At 60.3% G+C, this 25,528-nt stretch carries 22 protein-coding genes; 11 read left to right on the top strand and 11 right to left on the bottom strand.

What is annotated here, in order from left to right:
* The first annotated feature begins 73 nt into the window (after positions 1-73).
* Together BUE92_RS04495 and BUE92_RS04490 are read left to right on the top strand one after the other, a co-directional pair.
* Entirely contained in the window at positions 74-4,882 is a 4,809-nt protein-coding gene (locus BUE92_RS04495) for a dermonecrotic toxin domain-containing protein (RefSeq protein WP_073522142.1), read from the top strand.
* A 61-nt stretch (positions 4,883-4,943) separates the two neighbouring features.
* The gene (locus tag BUE92_RS04490; protein ID WP_073522139.1) at positions 4,944-5,162 is read left to right on the top strand and encodes a DUF2970 domain-containing protein; all 219 of its coding nucleotides are present in this window, start codon (positions 4,944-4,946) and stop codon (positions 5,160-5,162) included.
* Here BUE92_RS04490 and BUE92_RS04485 read toward each other — a convergent pair.
* Positions 5,159-6,226, bottom strand: a complete 1,068-nt coding sequence (locus BUE92_RS04485; RefSeq protein WP_073522137.1) for an ABC transporter substrate-binding protein — start codon at positions 6,224-6,226, stop codon at positions 5,159-5,161. The genes BUE92_RS04490 and BUE92_RS04485 overlap by 4 nt on opposite strands.
* 425 nt (positions 6,227-6,651) lie before the next feature.
* On the opposite strand from BUE92_RS04485, the gene BUE92_RS04480 reads away from it, so the two are divergent.
* The 4 genes from BUE92_RS04480 to poxB all read left to right on the top strand — a co-directional run bounded on the left by BUE92_RS04480 (position 6,652) and on the right by poxB (position 12,015).
* Complete coding sequence (locus tag BUE92_RS04480) at positions 6,652-8,310, top strand: nitrite/sulfite reductase (RefSeq protein WP_003190712.1); 1,659 nt, start codon at positions 6,652-6,654, stop codon at positions 8,308-8,310.
* Positions 8,294-8,788, top strand: coding sequence for a DUF934 domain-containing protein (locus BUE92_RS04475; RefSeq protein ID WP_073522135.1), 495 nt, complete (start codon positions 8,294-8,296; stop codon positions 8,786-8,788). The genes BUE92_RS04480 and BUE92_RS04475 overlap by 17 nt, the downstream gene beginning before the upstream one ends.
* Positions 8,789-8,979: 191 nt before the next feature.
* The gene (locus BUE92_RS04470; protein WP_073522134.1) at positions 8,980-10,212 is read left to right on the top strand and encodes an NADH:flavin oxidoreductase/NADH oxidase family protein; all 1,233 of its coding nucleotides are present in this window, start codon (positions 8,980-8,982) and stop codon (positions 10,210-10,212) included.
* A 78-nt stretch (positions 10,213-10,290) separates the two neighbouring features.
* Positions 10,291-12,015, top strand: coding sequence for a ubiquinone-dependent pyruvate dehydrogenase (gene poxB / locus BUE92_RS04465; protein WP_073522133.1), 1,725 nt, complete (start codon positions 10,291-10,293; stop codon positions 12,013-12,015).
* Positions 12,016-12,139: 124 nt separating this feature from the next.
* On the opposite strand, the gene BUE92_RS04460 is transcribed toward poxB, so the two are convergent.
* Positions 12,140-12,697: an NADPH-dependent FMN reductase gene (locus BUE92_RS04460; RefSeq protein WP_073522132.1), complete on the bottom strand. Its 558-nt coding sequence runs from the start codon at positions 12,695-12,697 to the stop codon at positions 12,140-12,142.
* 227 nt (positions 12,698-12,924) lie between these two features.
* On the opposite strand from BUE92_RS04460, the gene BUE92_RS04455 reads away from it, so the two are divergent.
* Positions 12,925-13,161, top strand: a complete 237-nt coding sequence (locus BUE92_RS04455; RefSeq protein WP_073522131.1) for a hypothetical protein — start codon at positions 12,925-12,927, stop codon at positions 13,159-13,161.
* 49 nt (positions 13,162-13,210) lie between these two features.
* Here the strand turns inward: BUE92_RS04455 and BUE92_RS04450 are convergent, their stop codons facing one another.
* The gene (locus tag BUE92_RS04450; protein WP_073522130.1) at positions 13,211-13,549 is read right to left on the bottom strand and encodes a hypothetical protein; all 339 of its coding nucleotides are present in this window, start codon (positions 13,547-13,549) and stop codon (positions 13,211-13,213) included.
* A 183-nt stretch (positions 13,550-13,732) separates the two neighbouring features.
* On the opposite strand from BUE92_RS04450, the gene BUE92_RS04445 reads away from it, so the two are divergent.
* On the top strand, positions 13,733-14,641 hold the full coding sequence (locus BUE92_RS04445; protein WP_073522129.1) for a LysR substrate-binding domain-containing protein: 909 nt from the start codon (positions 13,733-13,735) through the stop codon (positions 14,639-14,641).
* Positions 14,642-14,682: 41 nt separating this feature from the next.
* On the opposite strand, the gene BUE92_RS04440 is transcribed toward BUE92_RS04445, so the two are convergent.
* The 6 genes from BUE92_RS04440 to BUE92_RS04415 form a co-directional block, all read right to left on the bottom strand.
* A complete protein-coding gene (locus BUE92_RS04440; RefSeq protein WP_073522295.1) occupies positions 14,683-15,252 on the bottom strand; it encodes a GNAT family N-acetyltransferase in 570 nt (189 codons plus the stop codon).
* Between the two features lie 20 nt (positions 15,253-15,272).
* Positions 15,273-17,528: an Orn/Lys/Arg decarboxylase N-terminal domain-containing protein gene (locus BUE92_RS04435; protein WP_073522127.1), complete on the bottom strand. Its 2,256-nt coding sequence runs from the start codon at positions 17,526-17,528 to the stop codon at positions 15,273-15,275.
* Between the two features lie 234 nt (positions 17,529-17,762).
* Positions 17,763-18,503: a DNA polymerase III subunit epsilon gene (dnaQ, locus tag BUE92_RS04430; protein ID WP_164692278.1), complete on the bottom strand. Its 741-nt coding sequence runs from the start codon at positions 18,501-18,503 to the stop codon at positions 17,763-17,765.
* A gap of 122 nt (positions 18,504-18,625) precedes the next feature.
* Entirely contained in the window at positions 18,626-19,198 is a 573-nt protein-coding gene (locus BUE92_RS04425) for a nuclear transport factor 2 family protein (RefSeq protein ID WP_073522124.1), read from the bottom strand.
* A gap of 74 nt (positions 19,199-19,272) precedes the next feature.
* Positions 19,273-20,376, bottom strand: a complete 1,104-nt coding sequence (locus BUE92_RS04420) for an NAD(P)-dependent alcohol dehydrogenase (protein WP_073522122.1) — start codon at positions 20,374-20,376, stop codon at positions 19,273-19,275.
* Positions 20,377-20,516: 140 nt separating this feature from the next.
* A complete protein-coding gene (locus tag BUE92_RS04415) occupies positions 20,517-21,431 on the bottom strand; it encodes a helix-turn-helix domain-containing protein (RefSeq protein ID WP_081372169.1) in 915 nt (304 codons plus the stop codon).
* Positions 21,432-21,533: 102 nt separating this feature from the next.
* Between BUE92_RS04415 and BUE92_RS04410 the strand changes: the two genes are divergently transcribed.
* Positions 21,534-21,893 carry a hypothetical protein gene (locus tag BUE92_RS04410; protein ID WP_073522116.1) on the top strand — a complete coding sequence of 120 codons (360 nt, stop codon included), beginning with the start codon at positions 21,534-21,536 and terminating at the stop codon, positions 21,891-21,893.
* A 36-nt stretch (positions 21,894-21,929) separates the two neighbouring features.
* Here the strand turns inward: BUE92_RS04410 and rnhA are convergent, their stop codons facing one another.
* Positions 21,930-22,382, bottom strand: a complete 453-nt coding sequence (gene rnhA, locus BUE92_RS04405; protein ID WP_003173571.1) for a ribonuclease HI — start codon at positions 22,380-22,382, stop codon at positions 21,930-21,932.
* A 31-nt stretch (positions 22,383-22,413) separates the two neighbouring features.
* Positions 22,414-23,172 (bottom strand): class I SAM-dependent methyltransferase, encoded by a 759-nt coding sequence (locus BUE92_RS04400; RefSeq protein ID WP_073522114.1) that lies wholly within the window; start codon positions 23,170-23,172, stop codon positions 22,414-22,416.
* Between the two features lie 65 nt (positions 23,173-23,237).
* On the opposite strand from BUE92_RS04400, the gene gloB reads away from it, so the two are divergent.
* Both gloB and BUE92_RS04390 read left to right on the top strand, forming a co-directional pair.
* Positions 23,238-24,005 (top strand): hydroxyacylglutathione hydrolase, encoded by a 768-nt coding sequence (gene gloB, locus BUE92_RS04395; RefSeq protein ID WP_073522113.1) that lies wholly within the window; start codon positions 23,238-23,240, stop codon positions 24,003-24,005.
* A gap of 98 nt (positions 24,006-24,103) precedes the next feature.
* Positions 24,104-25,504: a transglycosylase SLT domain-containing protein gene (locus BUE92_RS04390; RefSeq protein ID WP_020301567.1), complete on the top strand. Its 1,401-nt coding sequence runs from the start codon at positions 24,104-24,106 to the stop codon at positions 25,502-25,504.
* Positions 25,505-25,528: the final 24 nt, after the last annotated feature.

Below are 25,528 nucleotides of genomic sequence, written 5' to 3'. Positions count from 1 at the left end.
TGCGTGACCGATTACCGGTCCATCAAGCCGGCTGCCAAACAGCACCGGATACCCATAGGAAAAGGATGTCGTCATGCCCACACCCACGCTCCCCGCACAACTGAGCCAACTGCCCGCCCAGGCGATCCATGCACGCTTCGCCACTCGTCCCGCCTTGTATTCAGTGGTCTTCAACGCACTGCGTAGCCGTATCCTGGAACGCTACCCCTCGCTGCAACTTGACCTGCTCGCCGTCAAGCTGGCGACCCCGCTCCCCTCGGGCGAATACACCTACCCATCGTTGATGGAAGTCGCGGTCGCGCATGTACTCGACCCGCAGTTGCTCGACCTGCACTCACCCCGTGAGCGGCCCTACTTTCTGACCCAACAGCCGCCTATCGCCCTTCAAAGCCCAGCGCTTATCGACATGCAGGTGATCGCGCAAATCATCGACGAATTGCCCTCCTCGCTCTACCTGCATTGGCAGCACGACCTGGTTGATTACTGGAGCGAGCAGGACAACCACGGCAACAGCCGCTGGCAATGGCTGGGCGGGCTGCTCAACGGCCAAATGATCGCTGCCGCAGCCGGCCGAGCTAGCCTGAGCGAGGCCCAGCGCGACATGCTGACGGCCGTGGCAGCCTGGCCGACGCTGGCCGAGCGTCTGCCCCATTCCTCGCCGCCGACGCATGTTTATTTCATCGAAAGCACGCTATTGAAAGCCGGCAATGAGGTTCGCTTGCTGACCCCGGACATGCTGCTGGTGCGCGACAAACAGGTGTTGCTGTACAGCGTCGCCGGCGTGGTCGAGGCATTTGACTCCATCGATGCGTTCGGCCAGGCCTGGGGCGCCAGAATGCAAGAGCAATTCCAGTTCGACAGCCTTACCTGGCGGCGTAACGAGCCGGAGAACAACGTGTTCGAACAGCAGGCCGGGCTGATCCTCAACCAGCAACTGGAAGACCTCGCGGCCTTCAGTTTTCAAGGTCAAGACGAACGAAGCCTGGGGCTACGCCTGGAACAACTTACCGATCCCGCCGTGTATTTCACCCCCGAACCAACGACCGTCCCGGCGAGTTTGCGTACCGTCAGCGAGCAACTGCCTGAATGGCTCATGCAAGCTGAGCCGACTGACCGCTTTGCCTACCACCGCCACCTGCAGGATATGGCGCAAGTGCTGCGACAAAGCCAGGGCCGCTCGTTCAATGAAGGCATTGAAGACATCCAGCGCTTCAGCCGCACCCTGCTGCGCACGCAAATGCAGGCCGACCATGAGGCCTTGGACCCCGATGATGTGCTGCTGGACTTCGCTGTAGCTGCCGGGTACCCGGGAGGTTCCGGCATCATCGAACATGTGCGCATGTCGCTGACGGAACTGGCCATCCGCAATCTGGCCGGCAAACCCAAAGGCACGCTGAAGCTGTCGCTGAAAAGTGGCGCGCCGTTGCCAGAGTGGATGAACGAGAACTACCTGTTGGGCAGCACAGGGTTGATCCAGCGCGTCGACATTGGCGCCCGCTATCCGCAAAACATCAAGGATTTGTTGTTGTCCGACAGCGTCGATGCGCGGCGCAGGGAGCAATTGTTCACCCGCGAACTCAAGGTGCACCTGCCGATGCAGGCACTGGAGTACAAGATCCGCCGGCTACACGGCGTGACCCTCAAGGGCTATCTCTATGTAAAGGCACTGATGGGGGAAATGCCCGCGGACAGAATCGTCGACGATCAGGAAATCGTCCTGCGCCCCTTGGCCCTGTGCCGTAAAACCGGAGCCACGCCCGACGAGGTCAACAACGTATTCATTATCGAGGCGCGTGACGCGAGCGTGGGCCCGCACCTGCTGTATCGGCCCTTATATGCACCCGCCCTGCTTGAATACCCGACACGCCAGGCGCTGCTCGCAGCCATTGCCCAGCCCGGCGCAGTGCAAGACAGCGTGTTGACCTGGTTGAGCGACAAGGCCCGGCCCATCTACGACCACGGCGGCATCCAGGAACCACACCTGATTCGCTTCCTGCCAGGGGATGAGTTCAACATTGCCGAAAAACCGGCGCCAGCCACGTTGGCCGTCGATGAAGGGGCCGGGGAATGGCTTCAGTCGCAAATCAACGGCCAACTGCTCAACCACTTGTTTGGCAGCACAGCGCGGGCGCTGGTCGACCTGGCGGACCGCGAGTCGGTGTCCAACCACGAAAGTCGCTGGGCGATCCTGATGGAAGGTGCCTGGCTGCTGTTCAACACCTTGCTGTTGCCACTGGCGCGAGGGCCGGCCATGTTGGCGGGCTGGTTGCTGGTGTTGGTCAGCAGTGTTGAGCAAGATCTGGCCGGCCTGGACAGCGCTGATCCAACCACCCGTGAGCTGGCGTTGATCGACCTGCTGCTCAATACCGCGATGGTTCTATTGCACGCCGCATCCTCACCCCGTCGGCCGAAGCCGGCCACCGAGTACAACACTCTGGAGTCCTGGCGCCGCCGAGCGGGTGCACCTCATCGCCAACACGCACCCGTGGTCCGCCACGGGGCGGTGGCGCTGCCCGGCGAGCCGCCAGCGGCAGGCCACACGGCCTTGGACTTCAGCCACTCCCTGGCCAGCCCGCAAGCCGGCGCCAAGCTGCTCAAGGCGTTGCTCGATGTGCATGTGCCCTGGCCCGAGCCGTTGCCCCTCGCGGAACAAACTGGCACGTTCAAAGGGCTCTATCGCATTGACGGGACCTGGCACGCCAGTGTGGGCGGGCTGCTGTTCCAGGTTAGCGTGGTGCCGGGTTTCGGTGAGGTTTATCTGGTACATCCACAGCATCCGGAACATCCAGGCTTCAAGTTGGTCGGCGACAGCCAGGGGCATTGGCGGCTGGATCGCCACGCCAGGCTGGAGGGCGGCATGCGTCGAGGCAGGCTCAATGAGTGGCGGCAACAGCACGCCGAGCGCGTAAGTCAATTGAAGGCACAATTGAACGCTCTCAACCTGCAAGCGAAGCCATTCGCGGAGCGCACTGGTGCGCTTGAGGTGACGATGGAAAATGCGCGTAAAGCCTTGGACGAGCACAAAAAAAACCTGCGGGCCGACTGGCTGATGCTCGACAACCCCGGTTTGCTTGCGGCACTGCGCCCTAGAATCATTGAGCGCCACGCGCAACGGCAGCGCTCGACGGCCAGCAACAGAGTGCAGTGGAACATTGCTGTCGACACCTTCCAACAAAACGCACGGCAGGTGATTACGGCGATGCAAAACATCCGAGCCAAGGCCGAGGAGCTGATCCAAGCCGACAGGAGCACTTCCGAGCACACAAAAGCCCGGAATGACGCGACCACAATAATTTACGTCAACTGGCTATCGATGCATGAATCCTTGAGTCAGAAGTTTTCAGACACACTTGAAACCCCGTTCGGCGAAAATGACGATGAGCTGGGTAACCGAATCAATCGAGAGCTGCCCGAAGGCAACACGAATGCCTATGAGCAATTCATCAGCGCCAGACGCCAACAGATCGAAACGCTGCAACACCTGATTGAGCCGACAGTGCAGATGGAGAAGCTGCTGGAGCACGCCGAGCCGAAACTGCGCGAGCATCTGTTGGAACAAACGCCCGGCGAAGTCAAACCCATGGCGTCAGTTGTCATCAAACAGCACCAGCTGCTACTGCTGATGGATCTGGTAGTTGATCGCACGCATGACTCGCGTCTGCCGGCAGAGTATCCATTTGTCATTGATCTCACCGACTCGCAAACCACCCTCAGCGTGCGTGCCCATACGGAAATGCGCACCACCCGCGGTTACTCAACGTTGGAACAGATCGACGTACTCAAGAATGTGCTGACGCGGTATGAGCGCCTGGAGAACGCCGTCAACTCGTTGACCGAGATGAACTCAGGCTTCATACGCGAGCAATACCGCATTCCCTTCATGGAAAACCTGAGTGAGGCACGCTCCAGCCTGGAAGCACAACTGTCCCAGTTGATCCTCGCTGAAGAAGGGTTTTCCCCTGCGCCCGCCCCCGCCTCCCGGCAAAAACCCGCTACCCGCAGGATCATCAGGACCCGCAACCGCGACACCCTGGTGGGCGACTTACGCCCGAGCGAGCCGGGTGTCGAAGGCGATTTCATCGACATCAAGGACCCGTTCACCGGGCAGACCGTCGCCACTTACCATGAACACGCCAATGAAGGCTTCTGGAACATCGTCGAGCAAGCGCCGCCGGCCCAGCAGCCCGCCGCGCCTGCGGTCCGTACGTTAAGGACGATCAAGGCCCACGCACAAATCGTCAGCGACGAGCGGGCAGGTATCGATGCCAGCATTCGCTTCCAGCAGCGCAAGCTTCAGGAACCCGGCCGCCGTGAAGGCCTCGATCCCCATGAATGGGATGTGATGCTCAACCAGCATGCCGAAAAGTTCGAAGCTCTGGCAGCGGAACTTAAACGCGACCACGGTACCGACGCGCAAGCCGACGCACTTCAGGCTACTTATCTGGATGAGGCGCAGTCCGCCAGGCAGGCAGCCCGCGAGCAGTGCAGCGAGGGATATAAATTGCAGCGCCCCAGAGCCGCCAATGTCGCCTATTTGTGGCGCCATGGCTTTATCGATATCAACCTGGTCCGCAGCCGCATCAAGTTGAAGGCCGGTGACTTTCTCACCGAATATGCAATCCGCGACAAAAACCAAATAAAAGCCGGCAAACAGGGCGAAGACAACGTGTTGTGGTACGCCCACTTCCACTACCCGACCGCCGACACACCCGCTTCCCAACCTGCCTTTGGCCATCTGAAAACCATCGCCGAGCGCCGGTTCACCCGCAAAGAGCTGATCGAACAGGCACGCGCCGACAACCGCGCCGTGGTCAACCTGGAGAAAGCCGAGATCAGACCACCGTTGGACCAGGAGCTGTTCCTGAGGCTGGAGGTGCTGTGACCTGAGTGGGGGCCGCCGGATTGTCTATGCTCTGTACGACCACCTTGCTGACGAGGGCTGTATGGACGACCCCAGCGATAACAAACCGCCGACCTTTTGGCAGATGCTGCACAGCGTGATGGCGGCGGCCTTTGGCGTACAGAGCGGCAAGAACCGCGCACGCGACTTCACCCATGGCAAGCCCAGCCACTTTGTGTTGCTGGGCATCCTGTTCACCGCAGTGTTTGCCTTGACCTTGTTCGGTATCGTCAAGCTGGTGCTGCACCTGGCCGGGGTTTAGCGCAGCAGCAGTTGCAGGCTGAAGGGGTAACGGTAGGACACAGGTTTGTCCACGGCCGACAACGCGCGAAAATCCACCACCGGCAGGGGGCCCAACAGACGCCGTGCCTGGGTGGCATCGATCAGTTGGAACAAGGCCTCCTGGCGGTTGCGACCGCCACGGGCGCCGATATCGACACCCTTGGCATCATCATGGATCAATACCATTGCCCAGCCGCCCAGGGTGAAATGCCCCGCGACCAGCGTGCTCAGGCGTCCGTCAAGGCGCGCCGCGAGAATCTGCGGCGAGCTATTGGCCGCACTGAACAACACGTCTTTACCGGGTACTCGGCCGCTGTCTTGCAGGGCCTGCATGGCCCCCAATGCCATCCCATCGTTGGCCGACCATACCAGTGCCGTTTGTGGATAGCGCTTGAACATCTGCGTGGCTTGTTCGAAGGCACGCTGGCGGCTCCATTCACCGTAGACCAACTGGCGCAAGCGCACTTGCGGATGTTCGGCCAGGGCGCGGCGCAGGCCCTGTTCACGCAGCTGCGCGGCCGGGGTGGTCTTGGCACCGGAAAATGCCAGCAGGTCCAGCGTTGCGCCGCAAGCGATCGGCCCGTGCTGGCGCAACAAGTCGGTCAACATCAGGTAGCCGGCCTGATCATCGTCAGCGACCATGCTGCCGATCAACCGGGTGTCGTGGTAGGCGTCCAAGAGCTGCGCCTGCCCGGGCGTCAGGGCGTTGTTGACGATCAGCAATTTCACCCCGCTGCCCTGGGCCATGCGCATGATTTGCGGGGCAACGTATTGCTCATTCACCAGCACCAGGTAGTCGGGCCGCTGATCGCCCATCAGTGCCTCGCGCGCCTGGGCCAAGGTGGCCTGATGGTCACGCTCTGAATAGCGCACACGCAAATCCAGGCCGAGGTCCTTGGCGCCGGCCTGCATGAACTGCGCATAACTGACCCAGAAGGTTTCCGAAGACAGGCCAGGGTTGAGAAACACCACCGAAGCAGCCTGGGCGATTGCCCCGCACGTCGACCCCAGCAACCACGTACACGCCATCAAAACCTTCAACATGGTTGTCTGAACCTTGAATATAGAGCGCCATGATAGTGGCAATTAGGCATTCAATCGAGGTTCAATCAACCCGCTGCTTTACTGGTGGCTAACCCAGAACACGGCGGTTCCCACCACCAGGATGATCAAAAATAAAATGGCCCAGGCATCCACGGTACTGTCGGGTTTACGGGCTTTGGTGGAATTGCTCATCGCATCGCCTCTTGTCGGTTTTATAGGTGACTGCACTAAGACTCGATCACAGTAAAGACCAGAGTTGTCCCTATGACAAATGTGGGTATCGCGATAACCGTTCTCATTAGTCAGTTTGGTTATTTACATATACCCAAACATCACTTTTGCGCATATACGCAAACTGGTATCGTGCGCCGGCTCCGTTGGGAGTGCGCGGCCGTGCGCGCAGATTTGCCGAGAACAGGACCTATATGTACGTATACGACGAATACGATCAGCGCATCATCGAGGACCGCGTCAAGCAGTTCCGTGATCAGACCCGACGCTACTTAGCAGGTGAACTGAGCGAAGAAGAGTTCCGCCCTCTGCGCCTGCAAAATGGCCTTTATGTTCAGCGCTTTGCGCCGATGCTGCGGGTGGCCGTGCCCTATGGCCAACTGACGTCGCGCCAGACGCGAATGATGGCCAAGATCGCCCGCGACTTCGACAAAGGCTACGCCCACATCAGTACCCGCCAGAACGTGCAGTTCAACTGGCCGGCCCTGGAAGATGTGCCGGACATCCTGGCTGAATTGGCTACCGTGCAGATGCACGCCATTCAGACCAGCGGTAACTGCCTGCGCAACGTGACCACCGACCAGTTTGCCGGCGTCGCTGCCGACGAGTTGATCGACCCACGGCCGTGGTGTGAAATCGTGCGCCAGTGGACCACCTTCCACCCCGAATTCGCCTACCTGCCGCGCAAGTTCAAGATCGCCATCAATGGCTCGACCTCCGACCGTGCGGCCATCGAAGTGCACGATATCGGCCTGGAGCCGGTGTACAACGCCGCCGGCGAGCTGGGCTTTCGCGTATTGGTCGGCGGTGGCCTGGGCCGTACCCCGGTGGTCGGAGCCTTTATCAACGAGTTCCTGCCGTGGCAGGACCTGTTGAGCTACCTCGATGCCATCCTGCGGGTCTACAACCGCTACGGCCGTCGCGACAACAAGTACAAGGCCCGGATCAAGATCCTGGTCAAGGCGCTGACGCCTGAGGTGTTCGCCCAGAAGGTCGATGCCGAAATGGAACACCTGCGCGGCGGCCAGACCACCCTGACCGAAGCCGAAGTGCACCGCGTCGCCAAGCATTTCGTCGACCCTGAGTACAAGGCCCTGAGCAACCAGGACGCCGAGCTGGCCGCACTCGACCAGCAACACCCAGGCTTCGCCCGCTGGCGCACCCGCAATACGCTGGCGCACAAGAAGCCCGGCTACGTGGCAGTGACCCTGTCGCTCAAGCCCACCGGCGTAGCGCCAGGCGACATCACCGACAAGCAGCTGGACGCGGTCGCCGACCTGGCCGAGCGCTACAGCTTCGGCCAACTGCGCACCTCCCACGAGCAGAACATCATTCTGGCGGACGTCGAGCAGAGCCAACTGTTCACCCTGTGGGGCGAACTGCGCGAAGGCGGGTTTGCCACGCCGAACATCGGCCTGCTGACCGACATCATCTGCTGCCCGGGCGGCGACTTCTGCTCGCTTGCCAACGCCAAGTCGATCCCGATTGCCGAGTCGATCCAGCGCCGTTTCGACGACCTGGACTACCTGTTCGACATCGGCGAGCTGGACCTGAACATCTCCGGTTGCATGAACGCCTGTGGTCACCACCACGTCGGCCACATCGGCATCCTGGGCGTGGACAAGAAAGGCGAAGAATTCTATCAAGTGTCCCTGGGCGGCAGCGCCAGCCGCGATGCGAGCCTGGGCAAGATCCTCGGCCCATCCTTCGCCCAGGAAGCCATGCCGGAGGTGATCGGCAAGCTGATCGACGTGTATATCGAACAGCGTACCGAAGATGAGCGTTTCATCGACACCTACCAGCGCATCGGCATCGACCTGTTCAAGGAGCGCGTCTATGCAGCGAATCATTAAGAACAACGAAGTCGTCGACGAAACCTGGCACCTGCTGCCCAAGGACACGAGCTTCGACGGCATTTCCAACTGCGACGACCTGATCGTGCCGCTGGCCCTGTGGCGCGAGCACGGCCACGCCCTCAAGGCCCGCGACGGCGGTTTGGGCGTGTGGCTGGACGCCGATGAAGAAGCCGAAGAAATCGGTGATGACGTGCAGCACTTCCAGGTCATCGCCCTGAACTTCCCGGCCTTCACCGACGGGCGCAACTACTCCAACGCCCGCCTGCTGCGTGACCGTTATGGTTACAAGGGTGAATTGCGTGCCATTGGCGACGTGCTGCGTGACCAGTTGTTCTACCTGCACCGCTGCGGGTTCGATGCCTTCGCCTTGCGCGCGGACAAAGACCCGTACGAAGCACTGGAAAGTCTCAAAGACTTTTCGGTGACGTACCAGGCTGCAACGGATGAGCCACTGCCGCTGTTCCGCCGCCGCTAGGCCCCTGTAGGAGCGAGCTTGCTCGCGAAAAACCTGAACGATAGCGCAGGTCGCCTGGATGTATGTGGCGCCCTTGCGTTCTTCGCGAGCAAGCTCGCTCCTACAGTTGCATCGCCCGTGATCGACTCCCGCTTGACATTAAAGTTAACTTTAAGCTTAGCCTGAGGCCTTCCCCGCTCAGGAGTTAACCCATGTCACCCTTCACCCCCCTGCAACTGCCTAACGGCCAAGTCATCGCCAACCGCATCGCCAAGGCCGCGATGGAGGAGAACATGGCGGACCTGCATCAGGCACCGTCCAAAGCATTGAAGCAGCTGTACAAGACCTGGGCCGACGGCGAGCCCGGCCTGCTGCTGACCGGTAACGTGATGATCGACCGCCGCGCCATGACGGGCCCAGGTGGTGTCGCGCTGGAAAACGAGCAGCACCTGGCCAGCTTCCGTGAATGGGCCGACGTAGCCCGGGCCAAGGGTGTGCACTTCTGGGTACAGCTCAGCCACCCCGGGCGCCAGACCATGGCCAACCTGGGCCAGCAAGCGTTGGCACCCTCGGCTATTGCGCTGGATGTGGGCAGTTTTTCCAAAATGTTCGCCAAACCCAAGGCCATGACCGAAGACGACATCCAGGACGTCATCAAGCGCTTCGCCACCAGCGCCCGCCTGGCCGAGCAAGCCGGATTCACCGGGGTGCAGATCCACGGCGCCCATGGCTATTTGTTGAGCCAGTTCCTCTCGCCCTTGAGCAACCACCGCACCGACCGCTGGGGCGGCCCCTTGGAAAACCGCGCACGCCTGCTGCTGGAGGTCATCCGCGCCGTGCGGGCCAGCGTCAGCCCTTCATTTTGTGTGTCGGTAAAGCTCAATTCCGCAGACTTCCAGCGCGGCGGTTTCGATGAGACCGATGCGCGCGCTGTAGTGGAGATGCTCAATACACTGCCGATCGATTTGCTTGAGTTGTCCGGCGGCAGCTATGAAGCGCCGGCCATGCAAGGCGAGGCGCGGGACGGCCGCACCTTGGCCCGTGAAGCCTACTTTTTGGATTTCGCCACACAAATGGCGAGCATCGCCACCATGCCACTGATGGTGACCGGAGGTATTCGCCGCTTGCCGGTGGTCCAGCAAGTATTGGACAGCGGCATCGCCATGGCCGGCATCGCCACCGCCCTGACCCTGGAGCCGCAACTGATCAAACAATGGCGTGAAGGTCGCGACCTCAACCCACAACTGCGGCCCATGGAATGGAAGCGCAAACCCCTGGCCGCCCTCGCCACCCTTGCCGTGGTGCGCGACCAGATGCGCCGCCTGAGCCGCGGGCGCAAGCCCAACCCCAACGTTGCGCCTTGGCTGGCATTGGTGTGTGACCAGTGGTTTATCGCTCGACGTACGCGGCAGTACCGGGCAAGCATGACGCAATCTTCACATTAAAGGCGGAGCATTCGCCGTGATTGGACTGTCCCCTACTGATCAGCAGTTTTTCAACCTCACTGACGATTGGAGTTCCTCATGGCGAAAATCAACCTGGCCCAGCAGTTGGCAACCACTCTGGAACAAGCGGGTATCAAGCGTATCTGGGGGCTCACCGGCGACAGCCTCAATGGCCTGACCGACGCCCTGCGCAGCATGGACAGCATCGAGTGGATGCATGTGCGCCACGAAGAGGTGGCCGCCTTCGCCGCCGGCGCCGAAGCGGCGGCCACCGGCGAATTGACGGTGTGCGCCGGCAGTTGCGGGCCGGGTAACCTGCATTTGATCAATGGTTTGTTCGATTGCCATCGCAACCATGTGCCGGTGCTGGCGATTGCCGCGCAAATTCCGTCATCGGAGGTTGGCCTGAATTACTTTCAGGAAACCCATCCCCAGGAACTGTTCAAGGAATGCAGCCACTTTATCGAGATGGTGAGCAACCCCGAGCAGATGCCCCATGTCCTGCACCGTGCCATGCGTTCGGCGATCCTCAACCGAGGCGTAGCGGTGGTAGTGATCCCGGGGGATGTGTCGCTGTTGGAAGTGGAAGATAAGCTCAAGCCGTGGCCAGCATTGCACGCCCCCCGTACCGTGCCGGTTGAGCAGGACGTGCAGCGCCTCACCGACATGCTCCAGAGCAGCGAGAAAGTCACCCTCCTGTGTGGCAGCGGCTGTGCCGGTGCCCACGGTCAGGTAGTGGCGTTGGCCGACGCCCTCGGCGCGCCGGTGGTGCATGCACTGCGGGGCAAGGAGCACGTGGAGTGGGATAACCCGTTCGACGTCGGCATGACCGGCCTGATCGGTTTCAGCTCCGGTTACCACGCGATGCTCGACTGCGACACCTTGGTCATGCTCGGCACCGACTTCCCTTATCGCCAGTTCTACCCGACCGACGCCAAGATCATCCAGGTGGACCGCAACCCCCAAGCCCTGGGGCGCCGTGCGACCTTGGACCTGGGCATCGCCGCCGACGTCAGTGAAACCATCGACGCGCTATTGCCGCGCCTGACCCGCAAGACCGATCGCAGCTTCCTCGAAACCTCCCTCAAGCACTACGAAAAAGCCCGCCAAGGCCTGGATGACCTGGCGCAACCGTCCAAGGCCGGCCGACCGATCCATCCCCAGTATGTGGCGCGCTTGCTCAGCGAACTGGCCGATGATGATGCGATCTTTACCGCCGATGTCGGCTCACCCACCGTGTGGGCGGCGCGTTATCTGAAGATGAACGGCAAGCGCCGGCTGATCGGCTCGTTCAACCATGGCTCGATGGCCAACGCCATGCCCCAGGCTATCGGTGCCCAGGCGGCATTCCCTGGGCGACAGGTGATCTCGATGTCTGGGGACGGCGGTTTCACCATGTTGATGGGGGACTTCATATCCCTGGCGCAGCTGCAATTGCCGGTCAAACTGGTGGTGTTCAACAATGCGTCCCTGGGCTTTGTCGCCATGGAGATGAAAGCTGCGGGCTACCTGGACACCGGCACCGAGCTGAAAAACCCGGACTTCGCGGCCATGTCCAATGCCATGGGGATTTTGGGCATACGCGTGGAGCAATCCGAAGACCTGGAGCCAGCCCTGCGCCGCGCGCTGGCCCATGATGGTCCAGTGTTGGTGGATGTGGTGACCGCCACTCAGGAACTGGTGATGCCGCCGAGCATCAAGCTGGAACAGGCCAAGGGGTTCAGCCTGTATATGCTCAAGGCGGTGATGAGCGGGCGCGGCGATGAAGTTATCGAGCTGGCACGCACCAACTGGTTGCGATAAACCCCCTACTGTAGGAGCGAGCTTGCTCGCGAAGATCGTCAACGATAACGCTGACATCCTGAATGAACGCGTTGTCCTCGAGTTTTTCGCGAGCAAGCTCGCTCCTACAGGTGCCGGGCTAATTTCAGCCCTGCTGTTTTTCCACCCACTTGCCGTAGGCATCGATGAATGCCTGCAGGAACGGCTTGGTCTTTTCCGACACGTTCCCCGCCTCATCGAACACACTGCCTGCCCCGCCCAGGTAGGCTTCCGGCTGCTGCATGCACCACACGTCCAGGAACACCAGGGACTGGCGCAAATGGTGGTTGGCGCCAAAACCGCCAATGGCACCCGGCGAGACGCTGATGATCGCCCCCGGCTTGCCACTCCAGGCGCTTTGCCCGTAAGGACGCGAGCCCACGTCGATGGCATTTTTCAATGCCGACGGCACGGAGCGGTTGTATTCGGGGGTAACGAACAACACCGCGTCGGATGAACTCACTTGTTTGCGGAAAGTACTGTAGGCTGCCGGCGGTGTTGCACCGTCGATGTCCTCGTTGTAGAGCGGCAAGTCGCCGATTTCAACAATGTCCAACGTGAGATTGGCAGGGGCCAGTTCGGCCAGGGCCAAGGCGACCTTGCGGTTGATCGACTCTTTTCTCAAGCTGCCCACCAGGACGGCAATCGTGTAGACCTTGCTCATTGAGGTTTCCCGACTTCTGAATAAAGGAGCTTGTAGTTATAGAGGCTTCGCGGCGCGTTCACCAGAGGGTTGTGCGGATTCCCTCGCCGTTTTCCTTGCCAGCGCTTGCGTAGGAACCGTCTGAAAATATCAGCGAATAGTATTTTTTTCTTATAGGTAAACTACCCCGCTCCCTGACGGTCTACAGAACCGCAAATCGAGTGTTTATCTCCAGAGGTTCTAAACAGATGGCTGCAGTACTTGTTGGACAGTTTCATGCCAGAGACGCGGAAGGCCGCGTGTATTCGGTGCATGAGTTCCAGGAATCCGACCCGGCGCAAGGCGCCCTGGCGGGATCGGCGCCCACCACGACCTACAAGCTGGCCATTGGCGACCGTGTAGAAAAGCTGGAAGGTGATGAATTCAAACTGATCCAGTCGGGCACCATTCTCGTGCGCGAATCGCAAACCACCCTCGTCTCCTGAGCGCCTGTCTTGTTCACCTGCTCAGTCCTGGCGACTGGGCTGGGGACGCTCATGGGCGGCGGATCTGCGTTACCTCTATGCCCTGCTCGCCTTGTTTAAGCGTCACCACCAACTCGCCGCGCTCCCCTTGCACGGTATACATCGAGCGTTTGTAGCCCGGCGCGTTGTAGGCGGGGTAAGCCTCGACTTCCCTGACCAGAGTAATTCCCACTACTGCGCCCACCTGCTCGCCTACCTGTTGCTGGGAACGGATAAAGGCTTCCAGTGCGAGCTTGTCCGGCGTCGGTTCATCCTGATGATTGAAGAAGTAAGCCGCCAGGCCTCCCACGGTCAACAGGACCAGGAGTTGCTTGGCCGTTACCCCGAAGAACGTCGAGGGTTGAGGCATATGAGACCAGACCTGTTTTTTATTTTAAGTACCGGGAAACCGGCAGGGGTCGTTGCTGATCAGACTCGCCATTCTAGTGGGGTCCTGGCTGAACGCCATAGGCCGGGACGACCCTGGCAGTCTTTTTTGCGCACGAAGGCCTGCGCCATTGAATCCCCTGCGCACTGCACATAGACTCCGGCCATGCGTTTACGTCATATCGAAGTGATCCAGGCCATCTTGCAGACCGGCCACCTCGGCACCGCCGCCGAGTGGTTGCAACTCCCCGTGGGCGAAGTAGACGCCACTCTCAAGGACGCTGAGCAGCAACTGGGCTTCATGCTCTTTGCCAGCGTGCGCGGGCGCTTGCAGGCCACCCGGGAAACCCTGGCGTTGCAGGCAGACATCACTGCGCTGTACGAAGCCCTGGAGCCGGTGCAACGCCTTGCCAGCCGTTTGAAACACCACCACGCGCCGCCCTTGCGCGCGCTCTGCACGCCGCCGCTGGCCAACCAACTGCTGCCCCAGAGCATTGCCGCGCTGCGTCGACGCTTCCAGGACATGCCGTGCAACCTGTCGAGCCACCCCACTCGCGAGATCATCAACAGCCTGCTATTGCATGAAGCCGATGTGGGCGTGAGCCTGCATGACCCTGAGCATCCACAGATCCAAAGCACGGTGCTGGCCCAAGGCAAATTGCAGTTGCTGGCCCCCCATGGCTGGCTCAAGCCCAAGCAAAAATACATTGCGTTGCAGGACTTGGCCGGCCAGTCGCTGATCGGCCTTGAAGGCCATGACCCGCTCAGTCGCTTGCTGGACGCCAAGCTGCAAGCCCTGCGGCCATTGCCCGTGGTGCAGACGCGGGTGCAAACCTACCCGATGATGCGTGGCCTGGTGGAGGCCGGAGAAGGCCTGGCGATTGTCGACCCGTTCACCGCCCTGGGTGCGCGAGAATCCGGGCTCGATGCGTGCCCGGTGTCACCACCGATAGTGGTCAGCCTGTATGCACTGACGTTGAAAGACGCGACGCCCTCACCGGCATTGAATGCGCTGCTGGAGATCATCATCCAGAAAGCCGAAAGCCTGCTTGGCAACGACACCAAGCCCCTGTAGGCGCGAGCTTGCTCGCGAATAACGTGAACGATCACACAGGGTCAGGCCGCTTCCACTTCCGTCTTGAACAACCGATACCAGAAAATCGCGACCTCGCGGGTTTGCGGGTCAATCCCGCGATAACGCAGTTGATCGATGCCGCCCATTACATAGCCACAACGCTCATACAGGCGACAGGCGCCGAGGTTGTTGTTCTGGGTCTCGAGCATCATGCCCGGCAGGTTCTTCTTGCGGGCCCAGAACTGCGCCACGTCCAACAACGACTTGGCCACGCCATGTCTGCGCGCCGGTAACGCCACGGCCAACTCGTCAACATGGGCAAAACCGTTCCAGTTGGTGCTGACCACGATATGCCCCACTGCGCGGTCATCCAGGTACGCCATGAAGATTGAGCTGTCGGCGGCATCACGGAAACTGGCGAACTCTTCCGGGTCGATGCCATAGCACTTGCGGTACGGCAGCACCCTCTCCACCGGCCATTGTTCGACGCGCTGGCCCATTTGCGGCACCCCATAGGCGCTGACTTCAAAGCTGAAATCGTTGCCCCACACATAGGCGTCAAAACCTTCGTCGGCGACTCGCACACTGAGCCCTGGATACTTCGGGTTCATCACAGCTTGCATAAACTTCCTTAACCCTTGATGCAATCGACGGTGTAACGACGGCCACTGCCGTCATCTTCGTGTTGCAGCCCGTGCACATCCGCGACAAAACCGGGGAAACTGCTATCGAACGTGCGGGCAAATGCCAGGTAATCGATGATTGAACGGGTTGACTCGGTGAAGCGTTCGCCGGGCATGATCAATGGAATGCCCGGCGGGTAAGGCACCAGCATCACGGCGGCGATACGTCCTGCCAACGCGTCGATGGAGACCGCCTCCACCTCGCCCCTGACCAACTGGTCGTAGGCATCGGCGGGTTTCATCGTGATTTGCGGCAATACCGTATACATACGCTTGAGATGCCTGGCCGTGGCATTGCTACGGTAACAGCTGTGCAACTGGTCGCAAAGGTCACGCAGCCCGAGGCCTTGATAGCGTGCCGGGCCTTGGGCATACACCGACGGCAAGCAACTGGCCAGGCTGACATTGGCATCGTAGCTGCGCTTGAACTCCAGCAACTCGGTGAGCAAGGTGCTCCATTTGCCTTTGGTAATGCCCATGGAAAACAGCACGAGGAACGAATAGAGCCCGGTCTTCTCCACCACCAGCCCGCGCTCCCAGAGGAATTTGCTGACCACTGCGGCGGGAATACCGCAATCGCTCAAGGCCCCGCCGGCGTTGAGGCCAGGCATCACCAGCGTGACTTTGATCGGGTCCAGCAATACGTAGTCTTCGACAACGTCGCCAAAGCCATGCCACTCATCCCCAGGGTGCAATAGCCAATCCGCTGTGGCGACCCGGTCGATGCCCGCGACCGAGGGTGGCTGCCAGATGGAAAACCACCAGTCCTCGGCAGCGATATGCTGGCGCAAGTTAGCCAGGGCGCGACGAAAACTTAAGGCTTCGTCGAACATTTCCTGCAGCAGCGAGCGCCCGGCCGGGCCTTCCATCATCGCCGAGGCCACGTCCAGCGACGCGATGATGCTGTATTGCGGCGAGGTGGAGATATGCATCATGAACGCTTCGTTGAAGCGGTCACGGTCCAGTTGCCGTGCGCCGCCGTCCTGCACGTGGATCATCGACGCCTGGCTGAAGGCCGCCAGCAATTTATGCGTACTGTGGGTAGTGAACACCAAAGGGCTGTCCGGCGTGCGCGAGGTGCCCATGCCATAGCGCCCGGCGAAGAACTCATGAAAGGCAGCGTAGGCATACCAGGCCTCATCAAAATGCAGCACCTCGACACTGTTGCCCAGTTGCTGCTTGATCAATTCGGCGTTGTAGCACAGGCCGTCGTAGGTAGAGTTGGTCACCACCGCCAGTTTCACTTTCGGTGGCCGCCCACGGGTCAATGGGCTGGCGTCGATCTTGGCACGGATCGACTCGGGGCTGAATTCGCTCAGGGGGATCGGGCCGATGATGCCCAGCTCGTTGCGCTCCGGGCACAGGTACAGCGGGATCGCGCCGGTCATGATGATCGAATGCAACACGGACTTGTGGCAATTGCGGTCCACCAGCACCAGGTCATCGCGCCCCACCATGGAATGCCAGACGATCTTGTTGGCGGTGGACGTGCCGTTGATCACGAAGAACGTATGGTCGGCGCCAAAGTTGCGCGCGGCGCGGGCCTCGGCTTCGGCCAAAGGCCCGGTGTGATCGAGCAGCGAGCCCAGCTCGGGCACCGACACCGACAAGTCAGAGCGCAGTGTGTTTTCCCCAAAGAACTGATGAAACGCCTGCCCCACCGGGCTTTTGCGATAGGCCACGCCACCGCCATGACCGGGGGTGTGCCAGGAATAATTGGAATCGGCGGTGTGTTGCACCAGCGCCTTGAAGAACGGCGGCAACAGGCCATCCAGGTACGTGCGTGCAGCACGTGCGACCTGGCGCGCCAGGAACGGCACGGTGTCCTCGAACAGATAAAGGATGCCGCGCAGTTGGTTGAGCTCGCTCATGGCATCAGCGGGCGCGTTTTCCAGGGTGACTTGCTCGCCCAGCGCAAAGATCGGCAGGTTGGGTGCGCGCAGCCGCGCCAGGCGAATCAGCTCCACCATGTTTTGCAACAGGTGGGTGTTTTCCCCGGCGCCTTCGGCGGCAATCAGCATGCAGGCCAGACCGTGATGGGTAGCGGCCACCAGCCGCCCCTCGGCGTAGTCCACCGCAGAAAAAATACTGAAGCCCTCTTGTTCCAACTCCCTGGCGATGCCTCGAACCCGGTCACCGGCAACGGTGTCGGCCTTGATGTCACGGTGCACGATCAGAACGGGGAACTTCAGGTCTTTGTACATGAGCACTCTTACTCCGGAGGCTTTGCACAAGGGTAGAAGCTGGAAGCAAAAGTGGCGAATGAAGATTTCACAGGCGGTGGAGATCGACTGTGGGACCTGGTGTGCCTCAATGCCCTCTGTAGGAGCGAGCTTGCTCGCGAAAAACTCACAGGCGCCGCGTTTATTCAGGAAGCAGGCGTTATCGTTGACGTTTTTCGCGAGCAAGCTCGCTCCTACAGAGAGCCCACATAGTGGCTACTGTTGGGTCAACTGAGTCCACAACGCCGGCGCACCCGCAGCCTTGGCAATCGCCTCCAGCCGCGCCGCATGCTCGGCCAGGTCCTGCTCGCTGGCACGGATGATCGGAGTCGGTTTGCGATCAGCTGGCAAGCGGCGGATTTCCGAAGGGCGGTTGCCCGAGCCCTCCGCCGAACCGCTGCCATCGGACGCATTACCGGCCAGGGACAGGCTGGTCTGCCCGCCGGTCATGGTCAGGTAAACGTCGGCCAGGATCTCGGAGTCAAGCAAGGCGCCGTGGAGTTCACGGCCGGAGTTGTCGACGCCATAACGTTTGCACAAGGCATCAAGGCTGTTGCGCTGGCCCGGATGACGCTCGCGGGCCATCATCAAGGTATCGAGGATCGTGCAGTGCTGGGAGATGTCCGCACGGTCGGTCTGCCCCATCAGGGCAAATTCGTTATTGATGAAGCCGATGTCGAACGCCGCGTTATGGATGATCAACTGGGCGCCATTGATGAACTCGAAGAACTCATCGGCCACTTCGGCAAAGCGTGGCTTGCCCTTGAGGAACTCATCGGTGATGCCGTGGACGCCAATCGCGCCCTCGTCACTGTCGCGGTCCGGTTGCAGGTAGACGTGGAAGTGGCGGCCAGTCAGGCGGCGCCCCATCAGTTCGACACAGCCGATTTCGATGATCCGGTGACCATCGGTCACCGGCATGCCGGTGGTTTCGGTATCGAGTACAACAGATCGGATGGCCATCAGGGTTCAGCTCTCAACGGTTCGGTACAGTTCAAGGGGCGGGATATTAGCACGCTCTATAAGTGCACGGACGAGCAACTCGCCCGTGCAATCCTGACCCCGAGAAACCGCAACGATCACTGAGTCTTTTTGATCAGGTCAAAGTCCCGCAAGGCGACGTAGGGGTCCCAATATTCGCGCACAGACTGGATTTGCCCATCCTTGGCCATACGCAGAATAGCGATAAAGGTCTGGTGGTAGGGCTTGCCGCTGGCACGAATCACCCCATCGCTGGTGTATTCAAATACGTAGGTCCCCTTTTCGGTGGTCTCAAGCAAGGTCCAGGTCTTGGGGTCGCTGTACTTCAAGTTGCCCAACTGTTTGCTGAAGTTGGTGAAGTAATCGGTCATTTCCTGGCGCCCTTTATTGGCGCGCTTGAAGCCGGCATTGGGAAAATCATCGACCGGCGCGTAGGTCAGCGTGTAAACGCCATCCTTCTGGTAGTACTTGGCCATTTCGGCTGGATGCTCCGACCAGCCATTCAGGCTGCGCCAATAGAAGTCCGCCACGTCGGCAGCTGTATAACCCGGCGACAAGTAGTAGAAGCCGTCCTGCTCCTTGATGGTTGCCTTGGGTTGAGCGTTAACACCGGCAGCAAAAACTGCCGTGGCGGCCAACAGGCCCACTAACCATCCACGAAGACTTTTCATGCCTATTACCTCACTTTCTGTTGATTGATGGGTTGCTACGGCTTTATTGCGCGCACGCCTTTACCGAGCGTGACTCAATGAGGCATGCGCAGGACGGCCTTGATGGTGTCGCCCGAATGAATATCGGCGATCGCCTGATTGATCTGTTCCAAGTCGTAGAAGCGGACCATTTTGTCCACCGGGAAACGCCCCTGTTTGAACAGGTCCACCAAGCGCGGCAGGAACACTGAAGGCGCCGCGTCCCCCATGATGCTGCCGCGCACCACGCGGCCCCGAATCAGTTGCATGACATCCACAGACAGCTGTGTGCCGGGTGCCACCACGCCGGTCAGCACGGCCTCCCCGCCCTCCTCCAATACGTTCACCGCACTGGCCATCACGCCAACGTGACCTGCGCATTCGACGGCGTATTTCACGCCTCGTCCGACGGTCAGCGCCATGACCTGTTGGGTCGCGTCGCCCTGGCTCGCATCAATCACGTGGGTGGCGCCCATCTCTTGAGCCACGGCCAGGCGCGACGCTTGGGTGTCTATCGCGATGATCGGGTTGCACCCCATCACCCGCGCCGCCATGACCGCGCTCAGTCCCACTGCGCCCATGCCGAAGACCGCGATAGCTGTGCCGGGTGACGGTTTAAGCGTGTTCATGACGGCGCCCGCACCCGTCATGACGCCGCAGGCAAACGGCCCCAGGAACTCCAGCGGCGCATCATCTGCCACCTTGACCAGGCTGCTGGCGCTCACCACGGCGTAATTGGCGAACGAAGACTGGCCGAAAAAATGGCTGTGCACCGGCTGCCCGTGGTCATGCAATGCCACTGAGCCGTCGGCCCGCGAGGCTTTCCAGTTGTAGTCAAAATGCTCATTGCAGTAAGTCGGCAGTCCGCTGGCGCAGTGGTCGCATTGACCGCAGAAGCCCAGGGACAGGATGACCTTGTCCCCTACCTGCACATGGCTGACGTTCGCGCCGACTTGCTCGACGATACCGGCGCCTTCATGCCCCAGCACCACAGGCATTGCCACCGAAATCTGTTGGTCACGTACGGCAAGGTCGGTATGGCAAATGCCCGTGGCAATGATTTTGACCCGCACTTCATCGTTGCGCGGTATGCCCAGTTGCAACGGGCGCACGTCAAACAGTGGACCTTTGCCTTCGGTCACGGCAGCCAGGATTTTCATGGGATTTTTCTCTGCACCATCAGTGGCTCAATATTGATTACCGGGGTAACCAACCGTTGAAGCCAGACTAACGAGCAGCTATGCAGGCCGCTTTGCCTTGCCTGCTGTTGTGTTGACGCTTCTTGCGCAATGTACGACGCCTAGGGACGTCGCAACTGACTGGCGGATTGCCCGACGATGCGCCGGAACGCGCGGGAGAACTGACTGGCGCCGGCAAACCCGGTGTCAAGGGCAATGTCCAGCAGGCTGCGGTCAGTGGTGGTGATCAAGTGCTTGGCTCGATTGACGCGACACAGCAGCAGATACTGGTACGGTGACATGCCGAAGGTGCGTCGAAATACCCGGGAGAAATGGTATGGGCTGAGGTTGACGATGTTCGACAAGTCCGCCAGGCGCACTTCATTGGCCAGGGACGCCTCGATGTAGTCGGTCAAACGCTGGCGCTGCACCGGCCCGAACTCACCTGTGTTAACCGGCGCGACCTCAGGCAGCTGTTGCAATGTGCGCACTTCCTGCATCAGCAGCATGACCAAGGTTTCCAGGTACAGGGCATCGGTTTTGCCGCCATGCACGACTTGATCCAAGCGTTCCAGCAATCCCCGCAAGAACGCATCATGACAACTGATCAGCGGCTTGAGATCGGTTTGCACACGATAGGTCGGGCAGACTGCTGCCAATTGACCCTCATCCACCGACACCAGGACATAGCCGACCCTGGCTCGCTCCCCCGTCCACCCCTCGAATAAGGCACCGGCCGGAATAAAATCAATGAACTGGTCCAAGGCCCTGGGCCCAGCCAAGCGCAAGCCGTCGATACTGACCTCGCCATCGCTGACCGACCCCTGCCGATACAGCACAAACTGATGCTGCGGGCGGCGCATTTCAAAGCGATGAGGGCGATGCGCCACCTGCACGCACTCAATCGCGCCCCAGGGCGGCAGCGTACGACGGATCATCTGCGAAATCCGTGGCGGCGTGTACCTCAGCCCCTGTGGCTCGCTCTCTACCGCTTCATCAAGAAATGCCTGGACATCGACATGAGGTGAAGAGGACATCCCGCACTCCTGTTAGCATTCAGCCCGGTATTAACTAAATAATGGTGCCTTTCGTTTATCAATCAGGCCAGCCCGGTAGTATGCCGGACACCGTCACCAAAGGTGATTGACCAGGGTACGGGTGCGGTAGCAGAAAAGACCTGGGCGCAGTTGCAACAACTCAACGCTGGCTGGCAGTTCAAGCAAACCGCAGCAGATGGCTACGTGACCTACCCTTATCGCGCCCGCACCGTACCGCTGCCCTCATTGCAACAGGCGCTGACTGAGATTCCCACAAGCACCCCGATCATCCTCGACATGAAAGCACTGCCGGCTGCGCCCCAGGTTGTCGACTGTTTTCGCGCCAACGGCGAATCGAATATTCTGGCGATTGGGGTCAACAACGATGACGACTATTGCGCCGCTGCCTGCCTGAAGATCGATGCCGTGCTGGTGGATTCGCCACGCGAGATGGGGCGGTGAAGCAGCGGCTCGAACGGCCGCTGCAGTGTCGCTGATTCAGCTCTGCTTGTAGCCGCGCACTTCGTCCACGCCACGGTTGGCCAACTGGTCGGCGCGCTCGTTGCCAGGGTGGCCAATGTGCCCGCGCACCCATTTCCAGGTGATGTCGTGACGGTTGCACTGCTCATCGAGCAACTGCCACAGATCGGCGTTCTTGACCGGTTCCTTGGCCGCGGTTTTCCAGCCGCGTTTTTTCCAGTTGACCATCCACTCGTTGATGCCCTTCATCACATATTGCGAGTCGGTCACCAGCAGTACGTTGCAGCGCCGCTTGAGTTCTTCGAGGCCGCGAATGGCGCCCATCAGTTCCATGCGGTTATTGGTGGTATTGGCTTCGCCGCCCCACAGTTCCTTCTCCACGCCCTTGCACACCAGCAAGGCGCCCCAGCCACCTGGGCCCGGGTTGCCCTTGCAGGCGCCATCGGTGAAGAGTTCTACGCTATCGGTCATCGGTTATTCGGCCTGAAATCAAAAAGAGGTTTTACGGTTCGCGTTGTTCGCGGTTGACCTTGGCCAACGGCATCGGCACGAGCTTGCCGATCGGCTCGCGGCGCACTTGCTGCAACGGTCGCAGCCCGACCACGATCTTGCGTGCAACCAATAAATAGAAGCCGCCACCTGACAGCTGCCAGGCTCCTGCCCGGCGTTCCCAACCGGCCAGGCGACCCTGCCACTTGGCAGTCGCAAGCGGCGGACGATAGCACCCGAAGCGGCGTTTCTCCAGCGCGAAGCCCAGCAGGTTGAGCCAGTCGCCCACCCGAGATGGCGCGATGCAACGCGCCTGGCGTAGCCCGTCATGGGCGAACACACGGCGCAGGCCCCAACTGCTCCAGGGGTTGATACCGACAATCAGCAAATGGCCACCAGGGCGCACGCTGCTCGCCGCTTCGCGCAACAAGCCGTGGGGTGACAGGCAGAAATCCAGGCCGTGCTGCAACACCACCACATCGGCGGCGTGTTCGCTCAAGGGCCAGGCCTGTTCCTCGCAAACGATCTCCACGCCCGGCAACGGCGCACCCAGGCGCACATTGCGTTGCACCTGCGGCGCCGAGGGCGGCGTGTCGGCCGACGGCCCGTAATGCACCAGGTAGCCACCAAAGAACCGGCCCAGCTCGTCTTCGAGCATGCGCCGCTCTTCTTCCAGCAAAAACTGCCCAATCGGCCCCGACAACCATTCGCGGGCCGCGCTGATCAGGGCCAGCCACTCAGGATCGGCCTGGGCGAACGCTTTATCAGTCATTGCATTCTCCAACTCGCCTAGACGTTCTAAGATGCACCAATGTGTTCAGCTTGGCGAATCGAAGAATGATACAGATCAGTGCCCTACCCGCCTTTACCGACAACTACATCTGGTTGCTACAAGACCCCACGACCCAACGCTGCGCCGTGGTCGACCCCGGCGATGCCACGCCAGTGCTGGCCTGGCTCAAGCAGAATGCCGAGTGGCGCCTCAGCGACATCCTGGTCACCCACCATCACCATGATCATGTGGGCGGTGTCGAGCAACTGAAAAATGCCACCGGCGCCAAGGTCTACGGCCCGGCCAACGAAAAGATCCCGGCGCGGGATGTGGCCTTGCAGGATAACGACCGTATCAGCGTGCTGGGCTGGGATTTCGACGTGTACGCCGTGCCAGGCCACACCCTCGGCCACGTCGCCTTTTACCACCAAGGCGTATTGCTGTGTGGCGATACCTTGTTCGCCGCCGGTTGCGGTCGCCTGTTCGAAGGTACACCCGAACAGATGTACAGCTCACTGGAACGCCTGGCCGCCCTGCCCGCCGATACGCAGGTGTACTGCACCCACGAATACACGCAAAGTAACTTGAAATTTGCCCAAGCCGTGGAACCGCACAACGCCGACATCGCCGAGCGCGTGGAAAATGTCGCTCAACTCCGAGCCCGTGGCCAGATGACGCTGCCCTCCAACCTGGCCCTGGAAAAACGTACTAACCCTTTTCTGCGCACCGCTGAAACATCCGTTAAACAAAAAGCGGACGAACGGAACGGCCGCGACAACCGCTCTGGGGCCGAGGTATTTGCTAGCTTGAGGGCTTGGAAAGATAAGTTCTAACCAGATGCAATCTGATACGTAATTTCTGAATGGTTGACCGGAACCAAAGCGCTTTCTAGAATCGCCCGACATTTTTGCCCGGAACTTACTTCCAGCCAATGTCGTCATCTATTCGTAAATCCATTTCTTCAGACGCATTGACCCGCCTGGCTCAAGCCGTGGCGGTGGCCGTTTCCGCAACTCTGGCGGGCTGCCAATCGACTAATTACGCTGCACAATCCACCGTGCAACCCAAACCGAATCTTGCTGCCAAGATCAAGCAAAAACCTATTTGGCTATCAGAGAAGCCCAGCCCCGAAGTACCCCAGGACGTCTGGGAACGCATGCGTCGGGGCTTTCAATTGCAGGACGGTGTCGGCGTCAATCCGCGCATCGAGCAACAGCGCCTGTGGTTCGCCAGCAACCCCTCCTTTCTGGAGAATGCTGGCGAACGCGGCAGCCTCTACATTCATTACATCGTCGAACGCCTTGAAGAACGCAACATGCCCCTGGAGCTGGCGCTGCTGCCAGTGATTGAAAGTGCCTACAACCCAATGGCCTATTCGCGCAGCGATGCGGTCGGCTTGTGGCAGTTCATTCCCTCCACCGGGCGCTACTTCAACCTGCGCCAGACCCGCGCCTACGATGGCCGCCGCGACATCACCGCCTCCACCACCGCCGCCCTGGACTATCTGACGCGTCTGCATGACATGTTCAACGGCGACTGGCTGCTGGCCCTGGCGGCCTATAATGCCGGCGAAGGCACGGTCAGCCGGGCGATCGAGCGCAACGAAAAGCTCGGCCTGCCCACCGACTACTGGAACCTGCCCCTGCCCCAGGAAACCAAGGACTATGTGCCCAAGTTCCTGGCCTTGTCCCAAGTGGTACTGGCACCCGAGGCCTATGGCGTCAACCTGAACCCGATTGCCAACACGCCGTACTTCGAGGTCGTTGAAGTCAAGCAAAGCATGGACCTGTCACGGGTTGCCGCGCTGGCCGAGATCGACGAAGACGAACTGTTCCAGCTCAACCCGGCCTTGAAACAACGCACCACCCTGGACGGCCCCCAGCATCTGCTGGTACCGACCTCCAAGGCCCAACTGCTGACCAGCACCCTTTCGACGATGAAGCCGGAAGAATTGCTGAGCATGCGCCCGAAAAAGCCGGTGTTCGACGAAGTCGAGACCAAGGCAGTTGCCGGGCGTACCCGCAGCTACAAGGTACGCAGTGGCGACAACCTCACGCTGATCGCCAAGGCCAACAAGGTCGATGTGCATGACCTGCAGCGCTGGAACAAGCTCAACGGCCAGGCCCTCAAGGTCGGCCAGACCCTGGTGATGCAGGACACGCGCAAAGTCGCGGCGAAAAAACCGGTGCAGTACAAGGTCAAGAAAGGTGACTCGCTGTACATGGTGGCCAAGCGCTTCAACGTCGAGATGCAACATCTCAAGCGTTGGAACCCGCGCACAGGCCAGGCATTGAAGCCTGGGCAGATGCTAGTGGTTTCCGGGCCGCGCTAAGGCTTCAGGCATTCTGGGGGACCC

This window comes from Pseudomonas fluorescens, assembly GCF_001902145.1.
Lineage (GTDB): Bacteria > Pseudomonadota > Gammaproteobacteria > Pseudomonadales > Pseudomonadaceae > Aquipseudomonas > Aquipseudomonas fluorescens_BV.
Note: the sequence above shows the minus strand (reverse complement) of the source record. Positions and strands in the feature narration are given on the sequence as shown.